This is a genomic window from Nocardiopsis sp. NPDC006832 (assembly GCF_040635885.1).
Taxonomy (GTDB): Bacteria; Actinomycetota; Actinomycetes; order Streptosporangiales; family Streptosporangiaceae; genus Nocardiopsis.
On record NZ_JBEYLC010000028.1, the window covers coordinates 51639 to 75717 of the forward strand.

Here is a 24079-nt window from a genome sequence, read left to right on the forward strand (position 1 = left end):
TCGTGAGGCTTGGTCCTGACTCAGGAATACTGAAGTACTTCAGCGATACCATCTTTCAAGAATGCGGAGATACAGAAGTCACTGCTCCACAGGAAGGTAATTCTTTTTTTCGCGGAACCCTACGTGATTTGGTGAACCATACCCGGTACGGACAGAATGATGCGACCTACATGACTCAAACCACTTTGCGTATGCTGGGAGACAACGTCGAAGCCAATGTTCCGAGCGCTCTCAGGAGACTCAATTGGCTTGCAGCGCTTCCCGACGATCTCAAGCCGGATTGGTTCTGGCTGATGATTGGCCAGGCCAAAACCGGTTCTCCGCGCCATGTCGACACCGGAGCAAGCTCGGCCTGGAATCTACTGCTTTGGGGACAAAAAGCCTGGAAATTTGGAAGCCCTGCCATCGCGTTAAGTGAGCATCGCTTGCCTTTGAAAGGAGAAGTCTTTCGCGACACCTCCTGGAAATCCTTCGAGCACACACAGCTGCCTGGAGAACTAATATTTACACCCGCGGGTTGGGTTCACGAGGTCATAAACATCGAACCGTCAGCTGCTTTGACAGGAAATTTCGTGAACTCGACCAACATTCATGCCGCGATCGAGTTCGCACAGCAACAGAATGACCCAGATCGCGAACAGATTCTTCGAGATGTATCGGCGGCATTCTGTGGAAAATGATGAAGGCACCCCTCTTCGCAAACGGCCTGGAGTTCGATCTTTCTATTCTGCACTCGCCGTTAGCAACACCGGCACCGAGATTTCTTCAGTTGCTATCCCCTTGGTTGCCATTCAGTATCTCGCTCTTCCGGATTCATGGGTAGCGGCAATTGGGGCCGCAGAAGCGATTGCCCTCATGTGCGCTGCTCTTCCCCTTGGCCTCGCAGTTGATCGCTTTAATCGCCGAACCCTAGTGATTATTTCGAATATCGGCGGGGCAATCGCCATCTTGTCGATACCATTTTTGGCCTATTTTGGCGCACTCAATTTCTGGGGACTACTTGCAGCTGCCTTAGCAGTAAAGGTTCTTGGGGCCCTATTCGATCTTGCTTCGCGTCCAATAATTCCTCGCATCGTTCCAGAACATCAACTCGATAGCGCAAACGGTGTCTACGGATCCGTGCGTTCGACTTCTGAGGTCTCTGGAGCAGGCATTGGAGGAATTCTTTTTTCTCACCTCGGCGTGTTTTCTGGTTTCTTGGTGAATGCGTTGTCGTTCGTAGTGTCAGCAGTGCTTTTGGCGCGTCTTCCTAAACGGCCCTTTTCCCCTACTACCTCTAACAAGGGCGAAGATTCCAGATCTGATCCCCATAGAGAAGGTCGAAAGCGCCTCCTAGCTTCGCTCCACGAAGCGGTCCGTGGATTTTCGGTAGTCCGCTCCAATGTCAGGCTTGCTCGACTATTTGGTGCAAGTGTCACTTCCAACATGTTCTCCGTCGTTCTGGGAATTACCGAAATTATTTTCCTGATACGAGTTGTCCAAGTTCCCGCTTGGAGCGTAGGCCTATTTATGGGCGTGCCCGCGATCGGAGGTATCATTGGTGGACTTCTCAATGGTATGATTGTACGAGCCGTTGGAAACATTCGCATCTTACTCGTTAGTCAGTTTATTTTAAGTAGTCCTATTCTACTCTTGCCGCTTGCCGGCCCTGGAGTCCAGGCATTTTGGTATATCATTGCATGGTTTTTTTACTCAGTATCATCGGTAATTTACGGAGCAGCCGTCGGATCTTTGATTCAGCGCCTTGTTCCTGATGACCTTCGCGGTCGTGTCGGAGCAGCCAGCATGTGGATCAATTCGGTCTGTGTAAGCTTGTCGACGATCGCAGGCACGGCTTTGCTTGCCGCGTCTGACTTAAGAACCCTAGTCATCATTGGCGCAGTAGGTGTTTATGCATCAGCTTTTTGGCTGTTGCATCCAGCTTTCTTTGTCCGAGACCTGACAAACTCCGAAAATATCCTTCGACAATGAACTACTGGTATTTGATTATATGGTTGCCGAAAATGGTGAGGACTCCAACCCAGCCGGTACTCCAGTTGTAGATCCGGTTTGCCCTTTTCAGTGACTATTCGCCGGTATCTCACTGCTCACCTGGACTGATTCAGCCGTTTCCTGCACACACGAACGGCCACCGCCCGATCATCGATGGTTGTGAAGACAACGAAAAAGCAGGCGGTGGCCGCAGCCACCAGCGTAGCGGCCCAGCGCTGGCCCCACCTGCTGAACGAAACGATCTCCACCGTCGTCGACCCGTACCTGGCCCGACCCGAGACCCGAGCCTGCGCCCGCGACCTGATCACCGCCCTGCTCGCACCACTGACCCGCAAGAACTGCTGGACCCTGGCCGAGCACACCGGCCACCGCCCCCCCTACCGGATGCAGCACCTACTCAACCGTGCCCGCCTGGACGAACAGGCCCTGGCAGCCGCCCTGCGTGGCTACCTCACCACGCGCTTGGGGCACCAGGGCGTGGTCCTGGTCGTGGACGAGACCGACGATGTGAAGAAGGGGACGAGCACCGTCGGGGTGGCCCGTCAGTACTCGGGCACCGCCGGAAGAATCGAGAACTGCCAGGTCGCGGTCTACCTCGCCTACACCAGACCCCAGGCCCATGCCCTGATCGACCAGCGCCTCTACCTGCCCCGGGCCTGGACCGACGATCCCGCCCGACTCCAGAAGGCCGGAGTACCCGCCAACGTCGACTTCGCCACCAAACCGGAGCTGGCCCGGCAGATGATCGCCGCCGCCCTGGAACACACCCCCGACGCGTGGGTGGCCGCAGATGAGGTTTACGGCCGCAACCCCGACCTACGCACTTTCCTGGAGGAGAGCCGTATCGGGTACGTGATGGCCATCGCCGCCACCGACCGGCTGTCCATCCCGCGCGGTGCGGTGGCACTCAAGGAACTGGCCGTGCTGTTGCCCGAGACCGCCTGGCAAAAGCGCTCGGCTGGGGCCGGGGCCAAGGGCGAGCGGTTCTACGACTGGGCGCTCATCGACGATCTCACCGACGAGGACGGGGTGCGGTGGGTACTGATGCGCCGCGGTCGCACCACCGGTGAGCTGGCGGTCTACCGGTGTTACGCCCCCGAACCAGTGTCATTGGCTCGTCTGGTGGCGGGTGGAGGAGTCCTTCCAACAGGGCAAGGGTCTGGCCGGGTCGGACGAGCACCAGGTGCGGACGTGGACCTCCTGGCAGCGGTGGAGTTTGCTGGCGATGGTCCCTTACGCGTTCGTGGCCCTGTGCCGCTTGGCCGAGCTCGGGCGGGGGCCGGTCCCGGAATGGTTGGTGGCGTTGACCTGCAACGAGATCGTTCGTTTGCTGAACGCCCTGTTCGCTTCCGTTCCGGATGTGGAGCATGTGCTGGCGTGGTCGGTGTTCAGACGCTCCCACCAGGCACGGGCCAGGTCTTGCCACTACCGCAGACAGGCAGCCCGAGAATCATGACAAACCGGATCTACAACTGGAGTATTAACCGCCAGTTTGGCCTAACAATCGACAAGTCGCAGTAGGCAAGATCCTCGTCAAGTTCATCCACTCTCGGATTTCCTGCGCTCCGGTACTCGATAGCAATCACCCGAGTTTCGCTATCGGTAAAGTTTTCGCCTCCTCTATGTACCGCGACAGGGGAGACGAAGAGAATCGATCCCGCGGGCACCTCAATACTAGTCGCCCTATCTTCAAGGAGCCCCGGAGTTATTCCCTAATCTCCCAGAGGCGTCCTGTGATGCCCGTGCCTGTTCGATACTACCCTGGTCGAACCATTTTGTGATGTCATATTATCGAGGCATATGAGCACGGTGACCGCTTCGTCATTTTCAAACCTGTCGGTCTCAATATCTCGGTGCCAAGGTACTGGCAAAGCGAGACGTGGAGGCCGAAGGCGCAGGAAGGCCATGTCGAAGTCTACTGACTTCCCAATCAAAGCGGCGACTCGATCTGCAACTTTGAGACTTGCACTCAACTCAAGCCATTCTGGTCCTGCTAGGGCCAAATTTGTGACATGATGAACCGCCATAGGATTCCTGGGTAGCAATTCTGGCCGAGGTTCAGATAGGGCTGAAGAGAACTTCATACGTGGCATTGGTGGGCGATTCGCAACTAATTCCGTAACACGATCGCGGCAACAAGCAACTTCCGACAGATCGAATATTTGCGAGGCAACAACAAACCCCTCCCCCTGAAACCCTGCAACGTCAATCCACTCTCAATTACTGGCATCTAAATCTCTTTCATTTTTTTGCGCAACCATACACCTGAAGACGTGGTGCCAATGGCGCTCGCGACCGTCTTTACTGTAGGCTTAGGCCCACCGCCCAGTTGGGCGGGTGAGACTCTCCGGAAATCCAGTCACCACGCGTAAGGGAGTATCCGAGAATATCATTCTGCACTCCATTGATTTCCGGCCCTGCTGCTCGATAATGAGATTCTTTAACCCAACCAGCCTTCAGAAATGTTCGCTGCATCGCGATATTATCGTCTCTAGTAGTTCCCTCTAGACGCTGCATGTGACCGTTGGAGGAGAAGGCCGCATCTGCTAGAGCCAACAGTGCAAGCAATCCTAGACCAAAACCGCGCGATGATTCACGCAACCGTAGGTCTATCAACGCACCCGGGTCTCTGACATCGCTAAGGATCGCAAGCCCTACTCGCACACCTCCTGCCAGTACCCAATAGCCCGCATTGTCAGGTGGCGAGAAGTCACCTCTTTCTATCCGGCGCTTGACAGTCAGTTCAGTCGGCGACGAATCCAGATGAAATGGGAAACTGTTACTGGTTAGAAATTCGACGATCTGACACCAGTCGTTTTCAGTGTGCAGTGCAGCGAGTTCTACAGCTCTGTCCATGCCACGTATTGTTGCACAGGACGCGCCGAAAGGGCACTAGTACTCCAGTTGCCGATTCGGTTTTCCCTGGTCAGCGGCCATTCACCGGAATCAGGATGTCCCTCTGCTGATCTAGCTGTTTCCCGCACACACGAACGGCCACCTCCTGATCATCGATGGTTGTGAAGACAAAGAAGACGCAGGCGGTGGGCGACTACCCGGTGATGCGGTACGAGTACGTGACGGCCAAGGCTGTTTCAAAGTCGGGATCGTGAGGTATCCATGCTGATCACAGCCCCGTAGCGATCCAGTCGAAACCCGCACCAACAAGCAACGGAGCCCGCTAGAAGATCAGGGACTCTCACATCTCTGACTTCCAAAGGACTCCGTTGCGCCCCCAGTCTGCCACGCCCTCCCCTGCCTCTGTCGGCCTTGTCGGCAAGATCGCCGCTCTGGAGGACCCCCGTTCGCCGCGGGGCCGCCGCCACAGCATGGCCAGCGTCCTGCTCTGCGCCCTGTGCGCGATGGTCGCCGGAGCACGCCACCTACGGGCGATCGGCCAGTGGGCCGACGCCGCACCCCAGCACACCCTGGCCCGTCTGGGCTGCCGGATCTCCTGCGCGGCTCTGGGAGTACGCACCGCTCCGTCCCCGGCGACCATCCGCCGCGTCCTGCTCGCCTTGGGCCCCGAGACTCTGGCTGCCCTGGTCAGACCCGATGTCCTTGAGGTGGTGGCGGTGGACGGTAAAACCCTGCGTGGATCGGCCACCTCCACCGACCCGGCTGTGCACCTGTTCGCCGCCCTGACCCCGGACCGGCGTCTGGTCGCGCAGGTGCGAGTGCCGGCGGGCACCAGCGAGATCGACGCCCTGGAGACCCTGTTGGCGGGTGTGGGCCTGGCCGGTGTGGTCCTCACCGCCGATGCCCTGCACACCCAGACCGGCACCGCCGCGTACTTGGTCGAGGAGTTGCACGCCGACTACGTGTTGCCCGTCAAACGCAACCAGAAGACGTTGTTCGCCCAGGTCAAAGCACTGCCCTGGGCTCAGGCTCCCACACTGGCCACCACCCGCGACCACGGCCACGGACGCGCTGAGACCCGCACCGTCAAGGCCATCGGCCTCGCTGGAAGGACGGACTTCCCGCACGCGGCCCAGGCGGTGCGCCTTCGCCGCCACGTCAGAGATCTGCGTACCGGGAAGGTGTCGTGGACCTTGGCTTATGCGGTGACCTCGCTGGAGGTCGAGCAGGCGGACGCGGCCCGGATCGGCGCTCTGGTGCGTGGACATTGGGGCATCGAGGCCTGGCACCACGTCAAGGACGTGTCGCTGGGCGAGGACGGCTGCAAGGTCCGCTGCGGGCACGCCCCCGACAACCTGGCCGTGCTGCGAGCTCTCGCCCTGGGATTCTTGGGCCGGTTGGGGCAGGACACCGTGCCCGACGCGATCCGGTGGGTGTCGTATGAGGCGTTCATCCGCCCGCTGGACGTGATCGGTCTTCGCTGACCAGCACGAACATCACCGCTCACCGAGAATGAAACAGCCCTGGTTATCGACCAGGGCCGGGCAGCGGAACTGACCGAGGACCTGCTCGGCTCCGACTCCCCTGACGCCCCCGCGGACGACCGGGTCGTGGACCCGGTCGCGCCGCGCCGTGAGGAGGACGAATGAACACACCCACCAGAGCCGGGACGGCGGTGCTGGCCGCCTGCGTGATCGCCGTCTCCACCTCCTGCCAACCGCACAACGAGTAACTTCGTCGTGACCAACGAGCTCGACGTGCCCGTGCTGTGCTGGCACTCGAGCTCACCGGAACTCTTCATGCCCGAGTGCACCGACTTCGACACAGGCGTCCCGCCCGGCGAGCTGGCTGTACGGCCTCGCCAAGTCCGGCGAGCGCCCCTGGTACCACCGTGTGTGACCGTTCAGAAACTAGATCGTTGACGGGAAAATGTGCCCTGGTCAGTGGTCGTAAGCGGTCAACGACCGCTTGACCGGGGCACCGATCATCCAGTTGTGCCAGATCGCGGCGTTCAGCGCCGCGATGCGCTGACACATCCTGGCCCAGAGTCCCTCAGTGGTGCGTGCCTGGTGACGTTCCAGCCCGAGCTGGTTCTTCAGCGTCCAGATGATCGCTTCGATCCTTTGCCTCAACCACCCAGGAAAGCCGCGATCCGCCTCGCCCTTGCGTGCTGGACGCTCCAGAACACGCCCCACCCGCGCGGCGGCTCTCTTGATCCCGGCACAAGACACACCGCTGCCTCCTCGGGCCCGGAAGGTGCAGGAGCACGGAATCACGAACATGAAGCAACCCTCGAGGCCGATGCTCAACGGTGAACGTTTGTACCTGGCATTGTGGGACACCGCCCCCGCAGTCAGTACGACTGAAACTCTTGTGCGCTAGCAGAGCACGAACGGAAAAATCCGCGAGAAATCGTCCGGAAACCTCGCCCTCGACCATCGGACGCTTCCCCAGTTTGCGTGCTCCGTTTGTGCTCCGCAGTTTTGGACCAGGGCGACACCGGGCGACATGATGCGGCACAGAACAGCATCCCGATTCGGATGGCGCGGGACGCAACGGCACGAAGTGACACGTGACGGTACGCGACCATAGAACTTCTAATCCGACGGTCGCAGGTTCGAATCCTGCCGGGTGCGCCACAAAACCCCAGGTCAGATGGGGTACGCGAGGACCTCGGAAGAGGTCCTCGCGGCGTTTGGGGGCCATGTGTGCTCCTGGTGTGCTCCCCAGTACAAGGTGAGTGCAGGTGGGGGTCCACCTCCCGGAGCACTTTGCCGTCCCGTGACCCTGGCGGCCCGTGCCCGGGTATCCCCGTGTTCACCCGTCAGCGCCCCGCAGACGCCCCGTCTCCACTACATGGGGACGTTTGGGCCCCTGACACGCCCTGCTACCCCACAGCCGCACACGGCCGTTTCAACCGAAACCTCTTACCCCACCGGGGTTCACTCGCCACGGTCAAATGCTATGGGCAAGTCGAGGAAAGAACGAGGCGATCCCGCCAACACCGTGAACCGAGACCCAGACAGGACCACCTGAACTCAGATCCACCGCGAACTCCGGCACCTGCACGCCAGGCCTTCACCGGCCCCTCTAAATATCCGGCCAGGCCACCGGACCGACCAACCCATAGATCGGCCCGATCGCCCCACGCAACCCGAGCCTAAACAGGCTATCGACCTTCAACCCACCCCCCGATACCCACCGCCCAGAGAAACGATCTCCAACCGGTCGTACCTATGCCCCCACAGGTCAGAGCCCAGACGCAGTGCTCCAGGATTTTTGAATAACGCGGAACGCAGATCCGGCTCTCTCAGAAAAAGGCCAAAACAGTAGGTCACGTGCCCCGGCGAGGTCGACCGAAAAGATGAGAACCCCGGATACAGTGACGATCCCAAGCCCGTTGGTCACCGACTACCGTGATCGTATGAGCGATGGAATCCGATGGATCGGCGAACACAGCAATCAGAGTCCGAAGACAAGCATTCCCGGAATGCTCGGCGGCATATCCCTCACCACGGCCCGCGACATCGACACAGAGGACTTCCTCACCTGCCTCGGCGCAGAACCCCTCCAGCTCGACGAGGGCTATCTGTACAAAGACCGGCGATCAGTGACCCTTCCTGACGGGGCAGGAAATCTCACCTTCGCCATGTACGGCACCTGCGGCGACTGGGTATACGTGCTGGAGGACTGGGAAATGGCGACCTGGTACCTGCATCGTGGCGGCGGCCCGCCAATGACCGCTCTAGCCGGGATTGAAACCGTCTGCGTGAGCCTGAACCGGCACGACCCGCCCCCCTACATCTCACACACCACTCCTGAAGGCCGCATCGTCAGTGTGGAGTACGGGGAGGACACCGGCTGCGGATCAGCGTTGGATGCCGCACTACAAGCAGCCGGTGCAGTCTTCCCACCCATGCCAGACACACCTTGGGACGAGGCGGCACTGTACCAGGAGCAGTATCTGGAAAAACTCCTACCGGCGGTGTTCTCCGCGGTCGGGGACTACTGCGGGCTGTCCATCGACCAGGCCGCGGTCGAAGCCGGCGACCTTCCCGTAGCTGTTCTCTTCCCGCTGTCCTGACCCTGGCCGCCCCGCAGGGCCGCCCCGCGGGGCGGCCCCTCCTGGCGTTCAGCCAGTGGCGGTCAGGCGGTGGTCATGTCACAGATGACAGGGTCGGCCGGTGTGCCCACATCGGTGGTGTAGAGGCAGTCGCCGCTCATGCGGGGGTCCAGCCAATAAGCATCCTCGTCCATGATCCGCATGTTCATCCTGAACGTGGGGAAGCGGTTCATGGATCCCTGGTTCTGGTTGCCTGACATCGCGGAACGTCCACAGACTTCGGTGAAGTCGGGGACCAGGCCGTCGATATTGTACAGGTGGATCCGGTCCTCATGTTCCTTGGCGAAGGTCTGCGTGCAGGCCCTGCCGTTAGGGGTACCCGTAGTGCTGTCAGCGGGGACGGCTTCGTTCAAACCGCCCTCGCTCGCGGCCATGCCGCCGCTGTTGTAACTGGACGCGAAGGAAAACTCGTCACAGTTCAACTCATCTTCAGCATCATCCAGGGCGCTGGCATCGCCGTTGTTTGCCGCCCAGCCGGTCTCACCGCAGATCCGGCTGCGATTCCTCGCATTCTGAGCATTGTCACCCATGTAATACAGGGGTTTGCCAGCGGACTGGGATCCGGGCTGGTTGGGTGCCATGGTCTGGATCAGCCAGGCATGTGCGGCGGCCTGCGGATAGTTCGCAGCGTTGAAGGGGTACGTCGGCGCCGCGTTGAGGAAAACACACCCGTTGACCGTGCTCCCACTTCCCTTGGTGTCACAGCGGACCTGGTCCAGATCCTCGGCTTGGTTCCAGGAATCCACGGACCACACGTATTCGTTGAGGCTGGGGGACCACCACCCGGAAGAGTCTTGAAGGGACATTCCGAGCGTGACGTCCGGCTGGAACAGATACTCCTGGTCGGACGTACCCGCGTCCCAGTTATAAAAAGTCTTCACCCACGCAGGATGCTGGTCGCCGGGCGCCCAGCTCGGTTCACCTTCCCAGCCGCTCGGGTCGGGTTCGGTTGGGGTGCAGCCTTCCCCGCACTCGTGTCCGATGATACCCATGTCGATCTGGCCGAAGTCCTCCGAAACCGGCTCATACGGCTTCACCGTCACGTACTCGCTGAAGCTATCCGTGCCATCCAGCACCAGATGCCGCGTGAACGAAAAAAGAGTTTCAGCGATGGTGTTCTCGTCACCATCGTACATTTTGATCGGGAATATCCGCCGGTCGCACTGGGTGAACCGGTCCGAGAGGACACCCAGATCGAGCGTGTCGCACCACTCGGCTTCTGGGATGTCCACGGTGGCTTCCGCTCTCAGATCCTCCGCGCTCAAAGGATCAGCTGACTCGGAGGCCTCGCTGTCCGGCAGCTCGGTGAGTATCGGGCCGAAACAGATTTGGCGCCCGCTCTCGACCGGGCCGCACTGTTCGGTGTCGGTGGACTCCGATGACGTGGTGGCGTCAGCGCCCAGGGGTTTGGTCTGCTCACTGACCGGGTCGACATCGAACCAGCTGGGGTCGGGGCTGTCGAAGACTGGGTCCGGAAGAGTCAAGTCCACGGGAAGTTCCACGCGGAACGGCTCCCACCTCGACCAATCCGTCTCATACAGTGACCCGTCGAAGGCCGATGTGTGGAACAGGTAGTCGACGTTGGGGACCAGCTTGCCGGGCGGGACAGTGACCGAGGCAACAGAGCCGGACTCCACAAACTCGGACACCTGCACCCCGAATTCGGTGTCCGAGATGCTGACCTTGGTGTCTGGGTCGCCGTTGGAGTCCGCTTCCCATACCTCGAAGGTCAGGTTGGCTTCGTCGCCGTCGGCGTCCGTGACGGTGTTACTCAACTGGACCTGAGGCGTGTTGACACTCCACACGCCCATGTCGTTCTGTTCCCCAGGTCCAGCTTCAAGGTCGGTACCCGACTCGGGGCGGGTTCCAGCGGCTGATGGGGTCTCGGGCCCGGCTGCGGGTTGTGACGACGGTGCTGCGTCCGGGTCGGGCTGCCCCCGGCCGGTCTCATCTGCGGCGGCTGTCCCCGACCCGATCATCAGCGCGGTCAAGGCGAGGGCGCCTATGCGCGCGAGCATACGTTTTTTTCTGGGTCTACCAGACAAGATGTTTCCCTTTTTGCTCTTTTACCAGGTTGCTTTACGACAGATAGCGCCACACCTGCTCGGGCAGTGTGATTTAGGAGTCGACAACCTGACCTGAATATACGAACGACCGAACAGGGTAATCACGAATTTGACGCCAAGATAAACCTGAACGACACCAGGGGAACATACAGGAACTGAAATCACGGGCCAGTCACGGGGGAATCTCATTACGGAGTTGCTCTAGCCTTGAACAACTGAGAATACCTCTGACATGCGGCGACTTTATTTTGACCACATCCGGCCACGTCATCGCGCAAACAACCCGAATTTCCAAGGCAGCTAGCCCTCAGACCCCACCCCCGCGTGCCCCTGACCTCGCCAAGAGCACATAGAGTTATAAACCCCTCACGGGGCGCAGGAGACAAAAAGGTTTCATAAATTTCTAGCGGATAACGTACGATTCACGTATCCGCCTATAAGTCGAGTTGTCCTTCGTCTGATCTCTTTCGGTAATATGCCCTGCCCTCATTAGTGAAGGTGCAGCACACCAGGGGACCTTTGATCCGATGGTCGGCCGACCCCTGACCTGAGGAAACCCCAGGCCAGGTGGGGTGCACCCTCAGCCTCGCCTGTGTTTGAAGGCCCTGTGGTGCTCCTGGTGTGCTCCCCTGAACCGGCTACCGCACCAGGGCCAGGTTGCTCACCTCAGCCGGAGCCGCTGCACCGCGTAGCAGCGCGGCAGTCGCCCCGGCCTCCGTCGTCGCCGTATGCGGGAACACGCTCTGGCAGGTGTGCTGTGTGAAGTACGTGCTGGAGCGCCCCAACCCGCCCGAGGCCACCTGTACAGCCGAACCCACGGCCAACACCTCAAGGCAAGCCCACGCAGCGCGAGGATCCAACACCCACACTCGAACTCGCCCTGACGCTCAAGCGCCTTGACCAACACCCTCTGCCTGGCCTCCCCACCCCGACACCGCCCGATACGGGCGCTATGCCCTTTTCGATGGCCGTGGCCACCACTGGCCCCGTGGGGCGCTGGCCACAGGGGTGCCGGGGCCGGGGTGTTTGGGGCGACAGCGGGGCGCTGGTGGCCCCACACCGCCCCACGATCCGAACAGGGCGGGAACCGCCCGGCCCCGGCACCCCACGCCAACCCCGAGCCCGGGGACCACGGCCCCGGACATGAAGCGCCCCAGGCCTCGCGCTCACTCCGCGCCGCTATTCCTCACATCCAAGAATACATCTTTGGCCACTCAATTCTTTATCAGAGAATCGAGCGCAAACAAGGATGAACCGATCAGGCCCCCACTTAGACTGCGGCCGAAGCATGCACCCTTGAACACCTAGAAGAATTGAGTCATGCGTGAACACTCAAGGAGCGAAGAAGGGGCAGAGGGGCGGGCTGGGGAGGGACCAGAAGGGGGCGCATGGGGCGAGTGGCCAAGGGGCCACCGCCGGGGGCCGCCGCCCCCTACGTGAAGGTGACTACCCACTGGGTATAAGTCTGGACGTGAGTCACACCCCTAAAATCGGCCCTGACCTGCGATAATGAGTGTTTCAGGGGGGTCCACAGGGCGGGAGGGGTCGTTGGAGTGATCGGTGGAGGGTGCGTTGGAGTACTGATTCACTGGCTCTCACAGGCCCCTCAACACAGACCTGGGTCCGAGGACTTCGAGTGTGGGACGACCTGGAGAACCCTCCTTGAATCGGATGATGGGTTTCGTTTCTTCGATCATTTCCAGCACGACAGTGTGGTGTCGATTCGTCGAAGAAACACCCTCACAAGTTTTCTTCGGAATTCGTCATCTTGAGCACTACTGCCATCCCCCACCGCCCTCGTACGCCGCACTCAGCCCGTGCGGGTGACCACCGAGTGGATCTCACTCACCGGCACCGCGTCGGTCGACGACGTCGACAGGCCCCCACGACCCCGCCATCTCCAGTACTGGCGGACCAGGCCATCACAACAGGGCCGCCCCTGGAAGGGAACGGCCCTGGACGCTTCTGTGCGAGGTCAGGCCACGGGCTGCCGCAGCGCCTGCCACTGACGCACCACTGCGGCCAAGTCACTCATATCAAGAGGCAGCTCAGCACCACCCACTCCTGTGGCCCCGGGAACCGTGCCCTCTCGGCGGGGTGCCGGTGACACCGGCTTCGCGCGACGCCGGACATGCTGGTTCTTCTCGTGCACGGCCAGGTAGAGGCGCACGCCGCGCACCCCGTCATCGTCCTCACACCACCCGTGTCGACCCGTGTACAACTCCCGCCGGTGGGGCGGACCAGCCGTGTGCGGGTCCGTGTGCGCTTCCCCAGCACGGGGCCGAGGAACCTTCACCCGCACCTGGCCCACAACCCTGTCCAGGTCAGGTTCACGGCCTCCATCCGGACGCCACGCTGACAGTGGTGGACGGACCTCGACCGCGAGTCGAGCACTGCGCCCGGTAGGGCTGCAGAACAAGACGGCGAGCACCACCCCGAGGGCCCAACGCAGATGTGCACCCCAGCCCTGTCGGCGCTTGCGGTGTCGCCCGCTATGCTTTTCCACGATCTCCTCCTGCTCATCCGGGGGTTTTCAAGCCCCGGCCGGTGTTGCCTCACCAGCCGGGGCACCTCATCTCGTCTGGTTCGTGAAGACCACGGGCGACATCGGCCCTGAAGAGCCGAGCTGCACTTCCCGTCGTCATCCGGCTCAGATCACGGGCATCGTGGGCACGGGAAGCCGGCGACGGGCACGCTCCTCGACCAGGCCGCGCACCTCTGCGGCGTTGAGCTCAGCCCCATCGCAGTCCACCGCGAACCACACCCGCTTGCCCTGGCCACAGCGGTAGACCCCGCACACCTGCCGGGTGAAGGCCTGGATGAGAGCCAGCCCCCGCCCGTGCTCACTGAGGAGCCCCACCAGTTCCCCGCTCTCGGGGAAGCACGGGAGGGTCGGTTCGGCGTCGTACACCTCGATCACTCCGCAATGCCCCGACCGTGCCCACACCTCCACCCCGACCTCGGGTCGGCCGTGCACCAGCGCGTTGGTGAACGCCTCGCTTACCGCCAGTCGGGCCACGCCTCGCCCGGCCTCACCGATCTCGGCCGTTGCCAACGCCTGGTCGACCAGCGCTCGCGCGAGCCCCACGTCCGCCGCCCTCGGACGCCTCCACGTGCACATGACCCCGCTCATCCAGCACCACCTCGTCTGTTCGCTTCTGAACCCGTGTCACCTCTGAATCGGCACCGCAGGTCTCCCACCGGTTCGGCTATCGATCTGCGGTAGGTCCATATTGATTTGCAACAACGCAAATTACAAGCGCAGCAAGTTGATATGCGTACAATGAGTAACGATGCGTGCTTCTTTTTCAGTGGGAAGATGACAACGCCAGCACAGCGACGACAGGAGGTGGAGATGCCCGAGGGCACTCCGGTCCACGGTTCACCCGCCCGACGGCACTACCTGGTCAGCCGGCTCAAACGGCTACGCACCCAGACCGGGCTCTCCCAGGAGGAGGCCGCCGAGGCGATGGGCTGGCACAAGTCCAAGGTCTCCCGGATGGAGAACGGCAAGTGGAAACGGCTGAGCGGACCGGAGATCGACGCCCTGTGCCGCCTCTACAAGGCCCCTGACGAACTCCGCGAAGAGCTCGCCCACATCGCCAAGGCCGCCAGCCGCAACCGGTCCGCAGCCTGGTGGAACGCCTACGAGGACGTCCCCGGCGGTGCGTACTACCCGTTGGAGTACGAGGCCGAGCAGATCTTCGAATACACGCTCGGGCTGTTCGGCGGCCTGGCCCAACACCCCGACTACGTCCGGGCCCTCATGGAACGAGGCGCGGTGCCCGACGAAGCCGAACGCGAACGCAGGTTGGAAGCCCGTGTGGAGCGAACCCGCAGCATCCTGCGGCGTGAGGCTCCCCCGCAGATGTGGTGGGTGATCGACGAACCCGTCCTCACCTGCCAGATCGGTAGTAACAAGGTGATGCGCACCCAGCTCCAGCACCTCCTGGAGCTGAGCGAGCACCCCACGATCAACCTCCAAGTGCTCCCGCAGTCCGAGGGCATGAGCCTGAACTACGGCTTCTCCCTGCTGTGGATCGGCGACGACCGCGTGGGCCATGTGGACGTCCCACCCCAGGGGTTGCTGTTCGACGCCCAGGAGGATGTGCAACACCATGAACTCAGGTCCCAGCACCTGCGGGCCGCGGCCGCTTCCCCCGAACGCTCCCGCGACCTGATCCGTGCCCGGATCACCGAACTCCCCTGAGGAAGGTCCCCACATGAACGACAAGACGACGCCCTGGCACAAGTCGAGCTACAGCAACGAGCACGGAACCTGCGTGGAGGTTTCCGAAGGCCCCAGCACGCTGGTCCGCGACAACCAGAACCCCCACCTGGACGTACTGGGTTTCCCCACCCAGGCCTGGGCCGACTTCCTGTCCGGGATCAGAGCGAACTGACGCTGGAGCCACCCATTCCAGGTGTTCACGGAGGAAGAGAAGGTGCGCGCTGGGCGCCGTCCTGTCTCGGCCTCCGACGAGCTCGGGCAGGAGCGGGCGTACGCACCACCAGGGCTCGGTGAGTCCCCACCGGGACAGGGCCAGGCGGAGCTCGAGGTCGCGCCTGAAAAAGCCGATCCTGGAGGTTCGTCTGCACCGGAACGAAAGCAACCGACGGATGGGGAAAGCGGAGAGCTCGCCTCGCCTGCGAACACGCGGTCGCTCTCGTCGTTACGACACACGGAACAACGGAGCGCCCCGGATCAACGAGACTCCGGGGCGGTAGGTGCTGCTACGTGCGGCGATGGGCTTTCACGCCCTGCAGGAAGCCGACCCACTCCGGCGGGGCGAATCGAAGGTGGCCGAGGCCGGGGTGCTGCGAATCGCGAACATCCGTTCCTCGAGCGCCCTCACGGGCCTCCAAACAGTTGGTGCCCCCGTTGCTGTAACTGCTCTTATGCCAGTCCGTACCAGGTGACACCGGTGACTTGTTCATCGCTCCAACCTCTTTTGCTCATTACGGAGCCGCTCCACTTCTTCCCGGATCCTGGCGAGGGACTGCTCCGGGCTGCCGGCTACTCCTTGTAGCGCGGTGTAGGCCATCCGATAGTTGGCGACCTCCACCGTGTTGGTGATCACCTGTCCTTCACGGATGGACTCCGCAACGAGCACCTCCGGGATGTAATCCGTGGTAATCAGCTTAAAGGCTCCCGAATTACCGGGATGTCGAGGTTCCGAGGCGGGGACGATCTGGATGCTGACACGTTCACTTTCGGCGAGTGCCACCACGTGTTCCAGTTGCTCCCGCACGATCTCAGCGGAACCGTACCTTCGGCTGAGGATGGACTCGTCCAGGACCGCCCAGATGCGGGGCGTCGGGGCGGCAGCGATCTTGACCGCGCGTTCGGCACGTTCCCTGGCCCGTGCGTCTACCTCGTTGGACGGGAGCCAGGGGGCCGCGTACCTGATGAGTGCTCGGGCGTACTCCTGTGTCTGCATGTAGGCCGGGAAGACCATGATCTCGTACTCATAGACGGCCGCGGCGCTGTCGATCATCCCGGCGATCTCGAACTTCCAGATCTCACCGCCGGAACCGGTGAGCTCCTTCCAGAGGTGTTTCAGTTTTCCGGGAGCCAGGGCCTTGTCCAGGCCGTCGCGGAGTTGCGCGGAGGGCGTCACGAGCCCGCGTTCGAGGTCGGAGACCCCTGTCTTCGAGGAGCTCACCTTCTTGGCCAGCGAGGTCTGGGTGAATCCGGACTCCTTGCGCAACCGCCGCACCTCAGCCCCGTAGGCAATAAGAACCCTTTTGTCTGTTTTCGTGGTGTCGCTGGAGGGCATGTGCACAGCCTGTCTCAGAATTCCACTCAGCGTCGACTGATTCCCACAAGTTCCGCAGTGATCGCGATAGTTCCGGAGTACTGACAGGCATCTTTACCTGCGTAATTCCGCACCTCACCATGAGAATCCGAACCGACTCCGGAACTCTGAACTCAGAGCACGGCTAACGCAGGTGGTGGACCAGTGCACGCAGCGACGATCTCCGTACCCTCGACAGTGGTGACGCCTCGACTTCCCCGGCGTGTGCCCGGGTACTCCACCGGTCAGCTCTCCCGTTGTTCTGGTCGGCGTCACGCAGCCTGTTTCAGCTCGGCATCACCGGCCGTACGCGAAGCCCGCGCCTGGGTTCGCCACGTGACCGGGCTCCCGACCACCGAAGCGGACCTCCTCGAACTGCTGGTGGCTGAACTCACCGCCAACGCCTGTACGCACTCCGCTTCTGGGGACGAAGGCGGCTTTCTCACCCTGCAGGTGGCCTTCCTTGGAAACTCCGTGATCCGTATCGGTGTCCTGGACCAGGGGCCACGTCCCGGTTCGCGCCTGTGCTTCCCCTCCGTCCAGGTCTCCGAAGCCGACGCGGAAGACGGCCGAGGCCTGGCCCTCGTGCAGGGAATCAGCCGACGCTTCGGGGTACTCGGCAGCATCGGCGAACCGCTCACCGTGTGGGCGGTGGTGCACCGCTCCGACCTGCGCGCCACAGCCGCGCTGTGACCAGGCGTGGCCGTGCAGTGAACCAGTCTCGGGAAACACCCTCCCCTCGGGTGTGCCCCGACCCGTCACACCCTTCCAACCTGCTCGCTCACCACATCCCGGGATTGAGCACCGATGTTCACCAAGCCATGCGTACTTCTTCCCCCGGCACGCGCACCTCCCCTGCGTCTACCCGAACACGTCACAACCACAACGAAGGAGAAACAGCATGACCGTTGTCAACACGCACGCCCCCGTCTCGACTCCCCCAACCGCTGTGGACGACCTGCTGGTGTCGGTGGAGGAGATCGCCACCCTGCGCTCGCGTGGCGACCAGCCCTCCGACGGTGGCGGTACCGGCCGCTCCGACACCAACGACGGCTTCCACTAGGAACTGAGGCACAATCTTGTCCGCTGACCTGATCAGCGGCCGTCTGGGCGGGGACTCGTTCCCCGCCCAGGTGCTCGGCCGCCACCACCGGCGCTACCCCGCCCCCGACAACGCCACCGACGTCTTCACGCACCTGCTCACCTGGCAGGACCTGAACCGGCTCCTGGCAACCCAACGCCTGAACAGCCCTCGCCTGCGCCTGTCCGCTGGAGAGAGCATCGACGTGGGCCGCTATACACAGCGGCGCCGCTACCGACGCATGCCGGACTGGGACGCTCCCGCCCCCCACCTGTTCCACCAACAGCTCCGCGAGGGCGCGACGCTGGTGGTGGACGCGATCGACGAGATGCACTCGCCCATCGGTGAGACGGTCTCCGGTCTGGAGTCCTGGCTGGGCACCGGAATCCAGACCAACGCCTACGCCTCCTGGACACCCAGGGAGGGGTTCGGCATCCATTGGGACGACCATGACGTGCTCGTGTTCCAGGTTGCGGGGCGCAAACGGTGGCGCATCTACGGAACCACCCGGACCGCCCCCTTGCACAACGACGTCGAGTTCGAGGAGGCCGCTCCCACCGTCCCCATCGACGAGTTCGTCATGGCACCCGGCGACATCCTCCATGTCCCCCGAGGCTGTTGGCACGCGGTCGCCGCCTCCGAAGGCGAACCCAGCCTCCACCTGACCTGCGGGCTGAACACTACAACCGGAGCCGACTTCCTCACCTGGCTGACCGCCGGCATGGTCGAACACGACGAGGTCCGCACCGACGTCCCGCGTGACCCCCGCCAGTTCTCGAACTGGTCCTACCGAATGTCCGAGCTCATCACCGCCCGGTTCCAGGACCCGGACGTGGTGCGCGCGTACTGGGGGCGACAGAACGAGACCGCCACGGCTCGCGCGGCGTTCAGCCTGCCCATCGCCGTAACCGGAGAGCTCACCGATTCCACTCGGCTGCGCCTGGCGACCAAGCGAGGCACCCTGAGCATGACCGGGGGCAGCCTCACCTATCTCGCTCAGGGACGACGCTGGACATTCGCCGCCCAGGTCTTCCCGCTGCTCTCCCATCTGGACGAACAGCACAGCGCCACGGTGAAGGAACTGTGCCGGCTCGACCCCGGCATCCCACGGGAGACCCTCGTCGGCCTTCTCCGCAGGCTGTTGGAGGACGGTGCCCTTGTCTGGGAAGGCGAAGAAGGATGACCTTGCTCGGCCTGGGCACCTACCGCAGCCGCGATGCCGTCACCTCGGCGAGCATCGCGGCTGCGGCCGGGTGTCCCCTCATCGATACGGCCCCGGTCTACGGGGACGGAACCCACCAGGCATCCATCGCGCCCGTACTCGCGGCACACCCGCACATGCGGATCGCCACCAAAGTCGGTCACATGACGACCAACCAGGCTTGGGCGGCACTGTCCAGCGGGGTGATCTCCGAAGCCGACGCCTTGCGGCGACACAGCATCACCCCGGACTACGTGACCCATCAGGTGGCGATGTCTCGGGCAGAGTTGCAACGCAGGAGTCTGGATCTGGTGTACCTCCACAGCCCCGAACACCGCACCGGAGATCGGGAAGCTTTGCACGCCGGCATCCGGCGTGCGTTCTTCGCTCTGGAAGAAGAACGGGACGCGGGTACTCTGCTCGGCTACGGCATCGCCACGTGGAGCGGATTCAGCGAAGACATGTTCACCGTCCCTGAGCTGTTGCGACTCGCGCGGGAAGCGGCGGGTGGGTCTCGAACAGGCCTGTCCGCCATCCAGTTGCCCGTGTCCATGGTGGAGGTCGAACCCCTCCGTGAAGCTCTGATCCAACAGGGCCCCATCCCTGCGGCTGAGCAGGCAGGATTGGAGGTGTGGGGGTCCGCTCCGCTCCACGGTGGGGACCTCATCCCACACATCAATGACCGTCTGGCCGACTACGTCTCCTCCGGTTCCACAGGCGCGCAGGCCGCTCTCAAAGTCGCCGCCTCAACACCAGGACTCACCGGCCTGCTGGTCAGCACCACCCAGGCCGGACACTGGTACGAGGCTGCCGACGTGGCCGCTTCCCACCCGTTGTCTCCGCTCCGACTCAAGGAGATCTGTGACCTCCTCGCCTCCGTCCCCTGACCTGATCCCTCGATGGCACCATGCAGCTCGCGCTCTCAGTGTCGCGGTCGATCCCGGAGCCGAGCTGCGCGGAGGGGTGGTCGGGAGAACGATCAGCGGGCCGGTCTCCTTCAAAGGTGTCCCCGCCTGGTTGCGGCTGAACAGCGCACCTCGACCAGGCGGGAAACGGTGGGAGGGCCCCGGACTCGCAGACGTGTTGTTGGACGAGGCGATACCGCGTCCAACACTGCTCGGTGAGCACGCATGGACCGAAAAGCGTGCCGATCAGGCATTCCAGGCTCAGCTATGGGAACACCTCAAAGGACAGGTGCTGTCGGAGTTCCCCTACTTGACCGGTCCTCCCCCTGTGTCCGGCCGCTGGTGGCGAGAACTGCGCAATGGCATGGACCAGCTCCGTGAAACTCCGACCTCACTCGGCCGCCAGGTCATGACACAGGAGTTCATCAACCGCATCCCCCGGTTCATCCCCGAACTGGCGGGAAGGGACCTGACCGTGCCGAAGTGGGAGACAGCTCATGGAGATCTACACTGGGCGAACCTCACCTCAGACCCGCTGGAGATCATCGACTGGGAAGGGTGGGGCCTCGCCCCCGCCGGGTACGACGCCGCCGTCCTGCACGCTTACGCACTGCCCCGGCCGGAGACGGCCAAGAAGGTTCGCAACGCCTTTGCCGACGTGCTGAACACGCCCAGCGGCCGGCTCGCCCAACTCGTGATCGCAGCCGAGATCATCCAAGCCGCAGAGCGCGACACCGTACACAAGCGTCTGGAACCCGACGTACGTCAGCACCTGACCAAAATGCCGGCCCAAAGCTGAGAACAGCACCTCATGACCGCTGTCGAGACGAAATTGCCCGTCCTCCCACTCGGACCCGTATACGCCGCTCTGCGGGCCAGGAAGGCCCTCACACCAGGGTGAGCACTCGATACACCGCTACGACCGTGAAGGCATCGACGCTTTCGCCGCGTTCGATCACCCTCACCACGGGAGACGTGGCCACGATGTACTGGAGGGTGGCGTTGACCGTGAACGGTCAGATGTACGGGTTCTCGTCCACGTACTCCGCGGCGTGGATCGCCCACGGCGTGCTCACACCGAAACCCTGCGCCGATTCCAAGAATCAGTGGAGCGGTCTCGAGGGATATGATACGTGACGGGTACGTTCAGCCCCCCCGGGTTCAACCCAAGCGTTCGAATGCGGAATAAGTCCAACGCTGGGGAAGGGTGGAGTAGCGCATCATGGCCCGCTCGATCGCGCGGGCGGCGTCGTAGCGCATGTCGGTGACCGCCTCGGTTTCGGTTCCGGTCAACTCGGTCAGGTCCAGGCGCAGGACGCGGGCCAGGCGGATGAGGATCTCGTGGGAGTCCACCGACAAGATGCCACGTTCGACCTGGGAGAGCCAGGACTCGGAGCGTCCCACGAGTCCGGCGAGCACGCTCTGGGAGTAGCCGTGCCGTCGTCGGGCGCGTTTGATCGTCTGGCCTCGAGTGACGGGGTCCACGCTGTGCCTTTCGGTCAGAGCCGGTTGACGGTGTCGATGACCTGCTGCCAGGAGGGCAGACGGTCCTCATAGGGGGCGTCGGGGTCGTGAAGGACGGTGACCGGCTCCATTGCGCGCAGCGTTTCCAGGGAGCGGACGAAGGCCGGGTGGGTGGCGAGCTGGGGTTTGCAGTGCGGCACCACCACGGTGGGTACCCCGTATCCGACCATCTCGCACAGCAAGGCGATCGCGAAGTTGTCCGCCAGCCCCTGGGCGAACTTGTTCGTGGAGTTGAAGGTCAGCGGACAGGCCAACACCACATCGGCGGGAGGAAGGGGTTTGCCCTGGCCAGGCATCCGGAACGCCACGCGCACCGGTTCGCCTGTCAGTTCCGCCAACTGGTCCTGATCGTGGAAGTCCGCGCCCGTGGGGGTGGACAACACCGTCACCTGCCAACCGTGGCTGTGCAGGGCTTGGACCAGCTCGGTCGCCCCTTCCGGCGCGGGGGCTCCGGACAACACCAGATACAGGGTTCTCGGCATGAGCTCGAGTCTAGAGGCGGGCCGTGCTGGCGAGCCGCCACTTCTCGACCCTCAGATGAGGGCTGGTAGCGAGTGACGGGAGGCGATCCCGACACCCAACATGCCCTCCATCACACCCAGCACGAGACACCCCTCAAGCAGCAGACCCCCGAGGCCTGGCCATCAGTGTCCTCAAGACCCTCAGTGCGGACAACATCGCCAAGACCACCCGCGCGACCCGAGGCCTACCCGAACGAGCGTCACCGTTCTTCGGGATCAGTTACGAACCAGACCCTTCGGGAACTTGACCGAGCCCTGCAGGCTGGCCGAGCGTAAGTTCCTAGTTCCCGAAACTGCATTCTCTCGTACCAAAAATCCTGGACAGTTACGAAAAAATAATATAAGAAAAAACCAACAAGGAAAAATAGGACATGCCAACGGTAACCAACAAAGGCAGATCCCACTGTTTAATTTGGCGGATTTCAGCAGAATCAACCGCACTCAAGCCATGAGACCTCCGCTTGATCTCCGCATCCATATTGTTAGCAACACGCCTAAAGTTGCTATATTGCAAAACAAAGGAGAAAAGGGAATCCGGAAAAGCAATAGATTTTACCTTGGTTCTATTTTTCAGCAAAAGACATATACCCCCTTTCCACTTGACAGAGTCGATCATATTGACATCGATCTCGGTCTCTTTGGAAAAATTTCGAACCGTAACCCTATCTGCACTCAAATCCACTCCAGAGAAAATGCAGAGTTTAAAGATAAACCAAATCAAAACCGACACAAATGGCAACACTAGGATCAATGCAACAACACCATCTACATAGATTACCCCCGAATTAGCTGCCGCCCCCCCAATCCCAATAAAGAGGACTCCGAAAAAAGCAGACACGACGCAGGCAAAGACAACAGATGACCACCGACGAAATCGCACTACGCGATCTTTATTCGATTTCACTGTCGATAATCCCATCTCATTTTCGGCCACTAAAAAAACCGTACTCCGGCCGTTCGATGATCCGACATCGGGGCACCCTGAAGAGCAGGGACGGCACCGTCATCCACTGCTTGATATCTCATTCCCGAGGACGATAGAAGACATATTCCCTGCTCCATCATAGAACGTCCCAGCTGGATCGAATGACCCATTTCTATTTGTTCGAATGTTAAGACTTTTATCAAAGAAAGAATCCTTAACGCGCCGGAACGAAAAATGAGTTCTCAGCCCCCGGCTTGTCCTTCCATACCTCATTGCACCATTGAGCCACCCACTGTACGCACCTCCAACACCAACACCCACAAGTCCGAGTGCATGCTCACCCCAACGCATAGAACGGCCAGCATTCCAGCCCTGATACGCGTCTAGAGCAATTTTTGCACCCACAACCGCGCCTCCCACAGCAAGGCACATACCAAAGGATGCGGCCATGCAAGCCACCATTCCGATCCCCGTGCCTACCGCCGAGATAGTGCCCCAATTGTCATTGATCCAATTCGCCGAACGCCGCCAGATATCAGGAGTCTGGTATTGTCCGGCCTCATGAAGAGCTTGATCCTTTTTTGTTACAGTTGCGTTGACAAAAAGCGGCTCGGGGGCAGGACCAACCATCCTCCAACCGCTCCAGCCTGACCTGCTCGGCCCTGCATTGTAGTAACTGTAGTAGTTAGTGCTAGTACCGGCGGAGGTGTGGTGGTACTTGGTGTGCGTGATCTTTCGCCAACCGGTGTTCGGGCGGTTGTTCCAGGTCTCGACGTGGCTCTTACCCTTATGCTTATAGGTGACGGTAGTGTTCCCACCCGCCTCCATGCAGATCCCGTCCGCATGGGTGCAGTACGACAATCCGGAGCTATCCGAGTAGGTGGCGGGGCTGTTATTGGCGTAGGCGTACCCGTTCATCGTCTGGGCATCGACCAGGTCCATTAAGAGCTCATCTCATTTGGTGAGTCTGCGGAAGCAAATCAATGTGCAGACGATGCCGGCGAACGCGAGGAAGTGCTCAGCCTTGCGCTCGTAGCGACGATGGAGTCGGCGGCATCCGGCCAGCCAGGCCATGGTGCGCTCGACC

23 protein-coding genes and 2 pseudogenes are annotated in these 24079 nt (G+C 61.7%); 12 read left to right on the forward strand and 13 right to left on the reverse strand.

The features are described from left to right. Positions 1–2 precede the first annotated feature (2 nt). The 3 genes and pseudogenes from ABZ717_RS15195 (at position 3) to ABZ717_RS15205 (ending at position 3448) form a co-directional block, all read left to right on the forward strand. Positions 3–680 (forward strand): hypothetical protein, encoded by a 678-nt coding sequence (locus ABZ717_RS15195; protein WP_358510029.1) that lies wholly within the window; start codon positions 3–5, stop codon positions 678–680. Further along, complete coding sequence (locus ABZ717_RS15200) at positions 622–1971, forward strand: MFS transporter (protein WP_358510032.1); 1350 nt, start codon at positions 622–624, stop codon at positions 1969–1971. Before ABZ717_RS15195 ends, ABZ717_RS15200 begins: the two co-directional genes overlap by 59 nt. A 204-nt stretch (positions 1972–2175) precedes the next feature. Beyond that, positions 2176–3448: pseudogene (locus tag ABZ717_RS15205) on the forward strand (IS701 family transposase). A 256-nt stretch (positions 3449–3704) separates the two neighbouring features. Here ABZ717_RS15205 and ABZ717_RS15210 read toward each other — a convergent pair. Next, entirely contained in the window at positions 3705–4202 is a 498-nt protein-coding gene (locus tag ABZ717_RS15210; protein WP_358510090.1) for a phytanoyl-CoA dioxygenase family protein, read from the reverse strand. A 91-nt stretch (positions 4203–4293) separates the two neighbouring features. Beyond that, positions 4294–4848 carry a GNAT family protein gene (locus ABZ717_RS15215; RefSeq protein WP_358510035.1) on the reverse strand — a complete coding sequence of 185 codons (555 nt, stop codon included), beginning with the start codon at positions 4846–4848 and terminating at the stop codon, positions 4294–4296. Between the two features lie 368 nt (positions 4849–5216). On the opposite strand from ABZ717_RS15215, the gene ABZ717_RS15220 reads away from it, so the two are divergent. Continuing rightward, entirely contained in the window at positions 5217–6332 is a 1116-nt protein-coding gene (locus ABZ717_RS15220; RefSeq protein WP_358510038.1) for an ISAs1 family transposase, read from the forward strand. A gap of 456 nt (positions 6333–6788) precedes the next feature. Here ABZ717_RS15220 and ABZ717_RS15225 read toward each other — a convergent pair whose 3' ends face one another. Continuing rightward, positions 6789–6980 carry a hypothetical protein gene (locus ABZ717_RS15225; protein ID WP_358510041.1) on the reverse strand — a complete coding sequence of 64 codons (192 nt, stop codon included), beginning with the start codon at positions 6978–6980 and terminating at the stop codon, positions 6789–6791. 1292 nt (positions 6981–8272) lie between these two features. Between ABZ717_RS15225 and ABZ717_RS15230 the strand changes: the two genes are divergently transcribed. Beyond that, the gene (locus ABZ717_RS15230; protein ID WP_358510043.1) at positions 8273–8932 is read left to right on the forward strand and encodes a hypothetical protein; all 660 of its coding nucleotides are present in this window, start codon (positions 8273–8275) and stop codon (positions 8930–8932) included. 62 nt (positions 8933–8994) lie between these two features. Here the strand turns inward: ABZ717_RS15230 and ABZ717_RS15235 are convergent, their stop codons facing one another. The 3 genes from ABZ717_RS15235 to ABZ717_RS15245 all read right to left on the reverse strand — a co-directional run bounded on the left by ABZ717_RS15235 (position 8995) and on the right by ABZ717_RS15245 (position 14170). Further along, positions 8995–10962, reverse strand: coding sequence for a hypothetical protein (locus tag ABZ717_RS15235; RefSeq protein WP_358510046.1), 1968 nt, complete (start codon positions 10960–10962; stop codon positions 8995–8997). Between the two features lie 713 nt (positions 10963–11675). Further along, a complete protein-coding gene (locus ABZ717_RS15240) occupies positions 11676–11855 on the reverse strand; it encodes a hypothetical protein (protein WP_358510049.1) in 180 nt (59 codons plus the stop codon). Between the two features lie 1832 nt (positions 11856–13687). After that, the gene (locus tag ABZ717_RS15245; RefSeq protein ID WP_358510052.1) at positions 13688–14170 is read right to left on the reverse strand and encodes an ATP-binding protein; all 483 of its coding nucleotides are present in this window, start codon (positions 14168–14170) and stop codon (positions 13688–13690) included. Positions 14171–14356: 186 nt separating this feature from the next. On the opposite strand from ABZ717_RS15245, the gene ABZ717_RS15250 reads away from it, so the two are divergent. Further along, positions 14357–15247, forward strand: coding sequence for a helix-turn-helix transcriptional regulator (locus ABZ717_RS15250; RefSeq protein ID WP_358510055.1), 891 nt, complete (start codon positions 14357–14359; stop codon positions 15245–15247). Between the two features lie 13 nt (positions 15248–15260). Further along, positions 15261–15440, forward strand: coding sequence for a DUF397 domain-containing protein (locus tag ABZ717_RS15255; RefSeq protein ID WP_358510058.1), 180 nt, complete (start codon positions 15261–15263; stop codon positions 15438–15440). A 331-nt stretch (positions 15441–15771) separates the two neighbouring features. Here ABZ717_RS15255 and ABZ717_RS15260 read toward each other — a convergent pair whose 3' ends face one another. Both ABZ717_RS15260 and ABZ717_RS15265 read right to left on the reverse strand, forming a co-directional pair. Then, positions 15772–15975: a DUF397 domain-containing protein gene (locus tag ABZ717_RS15260; protein WP_358510061.1), complete on the reverse strand. Its 204-nt coding sequence runs from the start codon at positions 15973–15975 to the stop codon at positions 15772–15774. Further along, positions 15972–16817, reverse strand: a complete 846-nt coding sequence (locus tag ABZ717_RS15265; RefSeq protein ID WP_358510064.1) for a helix-turn-helix transcriptional regulator — start codon at positions 16815–16817, stop codon at positions 15972–15974. The genes ABZ717_RS15260 and ABZ717_RS15265 overlap by 4 nt, the downstream gene beginning before the upstream one ends. Before the next feature lie 243 nt (positions 16818–17060). Here ABZ717_RS15265 and ABZ717_RS15270 point away from each other — a divergent pair, with 243 nt between their 5' ends. The 5 genes from ABZ717_RS15270 (at position 17061) to ABZ717_RS15290 (ending at position 20821) form a co-directional block, all read left to right on the forward strand. Further along, complete coding sequence (locus tag ABZ717_RS15270) at positions 17061–17528, forward strand: ATP-binding protein (RefSeq protein WP_358510093.1); 468 nt, start codon at positions 17061–17063, stop codon at positions 17526–17528. Positions 17529–17736: 208 nt separating this feature from the next. Then, entirely contained in the window at positions 17737–17898 is a 162-nt protein-coding gene (locus tag ABZ717_RS15275; protein WP_358510067.1) for a hypothetical protein, read from the forward strand. Between the two features lie 16 nt (positions 17899–17914). Beyond that, a complete protein-coding gene (locus ABZ717_RS15280) occupies positions 17915–19099 on the forward strand; it encodes a cupin domain-containing protein (RefSeq protein WP_358510070.1) in 1185 nt (394 codons plus the stop codon). After that, on the forward strand, positions 19096–20004 hold the full coding sequence (locus tag ABZ717_RS15285) for an aldo/keto reductase (RefSeq protein ID WP_358510073.1): 909 nt from the start codon (positions 19096–19098) through the stop codon (positions 20002–20004). The genes ABZ717_RS15280 and ABZ717_RS15285 overlap by 4 nt, the downstream gene beginning before the upstream one ends. A gap of 193 nt (positions 20005–20197) precedes the next feature. Then, a complete protein-coding gene (locus ABZ717_RS15290; RefSeq protein WP_358510076.1) occupies positions 20198–20821 on the forward strand; it encodes a phosphotransferase in 624 nt (207 codons plus the stop codon). Positions 20822–21183: 362 nt separating this feature from the next. On the opposite strand, the gene ABZ717_RS15295 is transcribed toward ABZ717_RS15290, so the two are convergent. From ABZ717_RS15295 to ABZ717_RS15315, 5 genes and pseudogenes are all read right to left on the reverse strand, one after another. Beyond that, positions 21184–21507 (reverse strand): helix-turn-helix transcriptional regulator, encoded by a 324-nt coding sequence (locus ABZ717_RS15295; RefSeq protein ID WP_358510079.1) that lies wholly within the window; start codon positions 21505–21507, stop codon positions 21184–21186. Positions 21508–21521: 14 nt separating this feature from the next. Continuing rightward, positions 21522–22028 carry a flavoprotein gene (locus ABZ717_RS15300; protein WP_358510082.1) on the reverse strand — a complete coding sequence of 169 codons (507 nt, stop codon included), beginning with the start codon at positions 22026–22028 and terminating at the stop codon, positions 21522–21524. Positions 22029–22392: 364 nt separating this feature from the next. Next, positions 22393–23001, reverse strand: coding sequence for a hypothetical protein (locus ABZ717_RS15305; RefSeq protein WP_358510085.1), 609 nt, complete (start codon positions 22999–23001; stop codon positions 22393–22395). A gap of 69 nt (positions 23002–23070) precedes the next feature. Next, positions 23071–23934, reverse strand: a complete 864-nt coding sequence (locus ABZ717_RS15310) for a hypothetical protein (RefSeq protein ID WP_358510088.1) — start codon at positions 23932–23934, stop codon at positions 23071–23073. A gap of 12 nt (positions 23935–23946) precedes the next feature. Continuing rightward, positions 23947–24079: pseudogene (locus ABZ717_RS15315) on the reverse strand (IS5/IS1182 family transposase); the annotation flags it as partial.

Excerpts from the sequence above, each read along its gene's own strand:
- ABZ717_RS15200 (WP_358510032.1), top strand. The coding sequence starts at position 622 with ATGACCCAGATCGCGAACAGATTCTTCGAGATGTATCGGCGGCATTCT.
- ABZ717_RS15275 (WP_358510067.1), top strand. The coding sequence starts at position 17,737 with ATGACCGTTGTCAACACGCACGCCCCCGTCTCGACTCCCCCAACCGCT.
- ABZ717_RS15310 (WP_358510088.1), bottom strand. The coding sequence starts at position 23,934 with ATGGACCTGGTCGATGCCCAGACGATGAACGGGTACGCCTACGCCAAT.
- ABZ717_RS15265 (WP_358510064.1), bottom strand. The coding sequence starts at position 16,817 with ATGCCCTCCAGCGACACCACGAAAACAGACAAAAGGGTTCTTATTGCC.
- ABZ717_RS15230 (WP_358510043.1), top strand. The coding sequence starts at position 8,273 with ATGAGCGATGGAATCCGATGGATCGGCGAACACAGCAATCAGAGTCCG.
- ABZ717_RS15260 (WP_358510061.1), bottom strand. The coding sequence starts at position 15,975 with ATGAACAAGTCACCGGTGTCACCTGGTACGGACTGGCATAAGAGCAGT.
- ABZ717_RS15250 (WP_358510055.1), top strand. The coding sequence starts at position 14,357 with ATGACAACGCCAGCACAGCGACGACAGGAGGTGGAGATGCCCGAGGGC.
- ABZ717_RS15285 (WP_358510073.1), top strand. The coding sequence starts at position 19,096 with ATGACCTTGCTCGGCCTGGGCACCTACCGCAGCCGCGATGCCGTCACC.
- ABZ717_RS15255 (WP_358510058.1), top strand. The coding sequence starts at position 15,261 with ATGAACGACAAGACGACGCCCTGGCACAAGTCGAGCTACAGCAACGAG.
- ABZ717_RS15215 (WP_358510035.1), bottom strand. The coding sequence starts at position 4,848 with ATGGACAGAGCTGTAGAACTCGCTGCACTGCACACTGAAAACGACTGG.
- ABZ717_RS15245 (WP_358510052.1), bottom strand. The coding sequence starts at position 14,170 with ATGAGCGGGGTCATGTGCACGTGGAGGCGTCCGAGGGCGGCGGACGTG.
- ABZ717_RS15300 (WP_358510082.1), bottom strand. The coding sequence starts at position 22,028 with ATGCCGAGAACCCTGTATCTGGTGTTGTCCGGAGCCCCCGCGCCGGAA.